The sequence below is a fragment of the uncultured Porphyromonas sp. genome, assembly GCF_934359325.1.
In the GTDB taxonomy this organism is placed as follows: domain Bacteria; phylum Bacteroidota; class Bacteroidia; order Bacteroidales; family Porphyromonadaceae; genus Porphyromonas_A.
This window is the reverse complement of record NZ_CAKRLH010000163.1, coordinates 1-3,840: the sequence shown is the minus strand read 5'-3', so window position 1 is coordinate 3,840 and position 3,840 is coordinate 1. Positions and strand designations below refer to the sequence as shown.

The 3,840-nt window shown below is 54.1% G+C and carries 3 protein-coding genes and 1 tRNA gene; 3 read left to right on the top strand and 1 reads right to left on the bottom strand.

The genetic code is table 11. From position 1 onward, the window contains the following. A tRNA-His gene (locus Q0F21_RS06235) sits at positions 1 to 72 on the bottom strand. Between the two features lie 370 nt (positions 73 to 442). Here Q0F21_RS06235 and Q0F21_RS06230 point away from each other — a divergent pair. The 3 genes from Q0F21_RS06230 to trmB all read left to right on the top strand — a co-directional run. Next, positions 443 to 712 (top strand): HU family DNA-binding protein, encoded by a 270-nt coding sequence (locus Q0F21_RS06230; RefSeq protein ID WP_297238371.1) that lies wholly within the window; start codon positions 443 to 445, stop codon positions 710 to 712. Positions 713 to 989: 277 nt separating this feature from the next. Continuing rightward, a complete protein-coding gene (dnaK, locus tag Q0F21_RS06225; RefSeq protein WP_297238369.1) occupies positions 990 to 2,909 on the top strand; it encodes a molecular chaperone DnaK in 1,920 nt (639 codons plus the stop codon). Between the two features lie 296 nt (positions 2,910 to 3,205). Beyond that, positions 3,206 to 3,840: tRNA (guanosine(46)-N7)-methyltransferase TrmB (gene trmB, locus Q0F21_RS06220; protein WP_297238367.1), on the top strand; the 635-nt coding region annotated here is incomplete at its 3' end.

Sequence of the window (3,840 nt, the reverse complement as noted above, 5' to 3'; positions counted from 1 at the left end):
GTGCCCAAAGAGGTTCGAACTCTCGACATCTGGAACCACAATCCAGCGCTCTACCAACTGAGCTATGGGCACCATAATACTTCCGCGAAATCCTTCTCAGAAGCGTAGTGCAAAGGTACAACATAAAATGATTCCCTGCAATACGCACCAGTCAGAGTACGGACAGTCAAGGGAATATAGTCCAGGAAAGTGGGGGTAGAGAGGCGGCTCCCAAAGCTCCATTTTGCTATCCATATCACACAAAATGAGGTGTTAGACCTGGTATTCAGCAGGAAAACACGATTTCATATGCATTTTAGTGATGATTTATGTTGTAATTCAATAAAAGTTCCTACATTTGAACACGTAGAAGAGGTGTCACTGAGTGCGATAGCGGTCGTGACCGCCTCCTCACATCGGTAGACATTATTTTACCTTTATACTCAACTAACATATTTTTACCATGAACAAGACCGAATTCATTGAGGCAGTAGCCATGAAGTCTGACCTCACCAAGGCTGATGCCAAGAAGGCTGTCAATGCCTTCTGTGACGTCATTGCAGAGGCGATGAAGAAGGACGAGAGAGTGACCATCATCGGCTTCGGCACATTCTCCACCACCGAGCGTGCTGCACGCACCGGCATCAATCCTCAGACTGGCAAGAAGATGCACATCGCTGCACGCAAGTCTGTGAAGTTTAAGCCCGGATCCGGACTGGATCTCAAGAAGTGATCCTCACTTCGATGATCCGGTAGGGTAAGAGATACTCCTTACCTACTAATTACACTTAGGCGTGAGCCCGACTGATAGTCAGGCTCACGTCATTTTTTGTCTCCCCATCCATCCCCATCTGTCTGAGATCAAGTCAGTGGCTGACAGTTTGTACCGGGGTCGGTCAGGCGTCTCGCGACTTGGCATAAGGTTTGTAAGTATGTGGGTGCAGTCTCACCACGACGGCGAGACGATATCGGGACACAAGACAACAAACTAATAATAATATAGAGATACAATGGGAAAGATTATCGGAATCGACTTAGGTACGACCAACTCCTGCGTGGCTGTACTCGAGAATAAGGAGCCCGTCGTCATCACCAATAGTGAGGGTAAGAGGACGACTCCAAGTGTGGTCGCATTTGTAGACGGTGGAGAGCGCAAGGTGGGAGACCCCGCCAAGCGTCAGGCGATCACCAATCCACAGAATACCATCTACTCCATCAAGCGCTTTATGGGAGAGAGATACTCCCAGATCGACACTGAGGCCTCTCGTATGCCCTACAAGGTCGTCGCGAGTGGCAATGACCTGCCTCAGGTAGACATTAATGGTCAGATGTACACTCCGCAGGAGATCTCCGCGATGGTGCTCCAGAAGATGAAGCAGACCGCAGAGGACTACCTCGGCGAGGCTGTGACGGAGGCTGTCATCACTGTACCGGCATACTTCAGCGACTCTCAGCGTCAGGCCACCAAGGAGGCGGGCGAGATCGCTGGACTCAATGTCCGCCGTATCGTCAATGAGCCTACTGCCGCTGCCCTGGCCTATGGTCTCGACAAGAGCGATAAGGATATGAATATTGCCGTCTTTGACTTGGGCGGAGGTACATTCGATATCTCCATCCTCGAGCTCGGCGACGGGGTCTTCGAGGTGAAGAGTACCAATGGTGACACCCACCTCGGCGGAGACGACTTCGACCACGCCATCATGGACTGGCTAGCGGATGACTTCCTCAGCACAGAGAATGTCGACCTCCGCAAGGATCCGATGGCTCTCCAGCGCCTCAAGGACGCTGCCGAGAAGGCTAAGATCGAGCTCTCCAGCACCACCTCGACGGAGATCAACCTGCCTTACATTACCTCTGTGGACAATGTGCCTAAGCACTTGGTGAAGACGCTGACGAGGGCTCAGTTTGAGCAGCTCTGCCACGACATCATCCAGCGCTGTATCGAGCCGGTGAATAAGGCGCTTGCCGATGCCGGACTCTCCGCCTCCGACATTAATGATGTCATCCTCGTAGGTGGATCCACCCGTATCCCTGCCATCCAGGATCTGGTGAAGAAGCTCTTTAATCAGGAGCCCTCCAAGGGCGTCAATCCTGACGAGGTAGTCGCTCTCGGAGCTGCCATCCAGGGTGGTGTCCTCAGCGGAGATGTGAAGGATGTCCTCCTCCTCGACGTTACCCCGCTCTCACTCGGTATCGAGACCATGGGCGGTGTGATGACCAGGCTGATCGACGCCAATACCACCATCCCGACAAAGAAGTCTCAGATCTTCACCACAGCAGCGGACAACCAGCCCTCTGTGGAGATCCACGTGCTCCAAGGTGAGCGTCCCATGTCGAAGGACAATAAGTCCCTCGGAAAATTCAATCTCGACGGCATCCTCCCTGCCAAGCGTGGCGTGCCTCAGATCGAGGTAACCTTCGACATCGATGCCAATGGTATCGTCAACGTATCCGCTCGCGACAAGGGGACCGGCAAGGAGCAGAAGATCCGCATCGAGGCATCCAGCGGTCTCTCTCAGGAGGAGATCGATCGTATGAAGGCTGAGGCAGAGGCTAATGCCGACAACGATAAGAAGGAGAAGGAGAAGATCGATAAGCTCAATCAGGCCGACAGCGTGATCTTCCAGACCGAGAACCAGCTCAAGGATCTCGGCGACAAGATCCCCGCGGACGAGAAGTCCAAGATCGAGGCGGCACTCAGCAAGCTCAAGGAGGCACACAAGGCTCAGGACATTGCAGGTATCGACACCGCCATGGAGGAGCTGAATACGATCTTCCAGAGTCTCTCTGCCCAGATGTATGGCCAGCAGGGCGGTGATGCCCAACAGGGCACTCCGGGTGCTGGTCAGCAGACCACCACGGGAGGAAGCACTTCGGCGGATAACTCCGGCGAGGGAGATGTCAAGGATGCCGACTTCGAGGAGGTATAACGCAAGCCCCTATTTTCACAGTAGGGATATGAGGTGATTTAGCTTCCGCACATCCCTTTAGTCAAAAGACCCACAGGCAAAACCTGCGGGTCTTTTTTTTCGCTCCGGAGAGAGAAAAAATCTATTACCGGGTTTAGTCGTCACTAAACCCGGTAAAGCTTCAGACTAATACCGGTATTAGATCTCACTCCATCCGGATCGGCTCGGATCGGTGATGCTCACCGCATTTCCTCACGAGGAACCAAAACCTATGATTTTGGTACCTTTACCCACTCGTAATTTGCCCTAAGTAGAGTATGAGCAAAAGCAAGCTAGAGAAATTTGCCGAGATCGATCGGCTGACCAATGTCCTGCAGTACCCCTTCGAGACACTTCGGAGGGAGGGGATGACTTTCCCCCACAAGGGACACTGGTCGGATGAGGTCTTCCATAATGGGAGCCCCATCATACTGGAGCTCGGCTGCGGGAGAGGCGAGTACACGGTGGAGCTTGGGCGGACCTACCGGGATCACAATTTCATAGGCATGGACATCAAGGGCAACCGCCTCTGGGCGGGAGCCAAGACCGCCGATGAGGAGGGGCTGACGAATGTGCGCTTCCTGAGGGCCGAGATAGAGTTTCTGGACACTTTCTTTGCCCCCGGAGAGATCTCCGAGATATGGCTCACCTTCCCCGACCCGCAGATGCGCAAGAGCCGGCGGCGACTCACCTCGCCCCGCTTCATGTCCATGTACCGTCAGATCCTGGCAGAGCCGTCGGTACTGCATCTCAAGACCGACTCACAATTCCTCTTCCGCTACACCGAGGCGGTGGCTGAGGTCAATGGGCTGACGATCGAGGAGCGGATGACGGACGTCGGCGAGGAGGCCACGCCGGACTCCCCTCTCCGGACGATACAGACCTACTACGAGCAGCAGTGGATCGCCCGAGG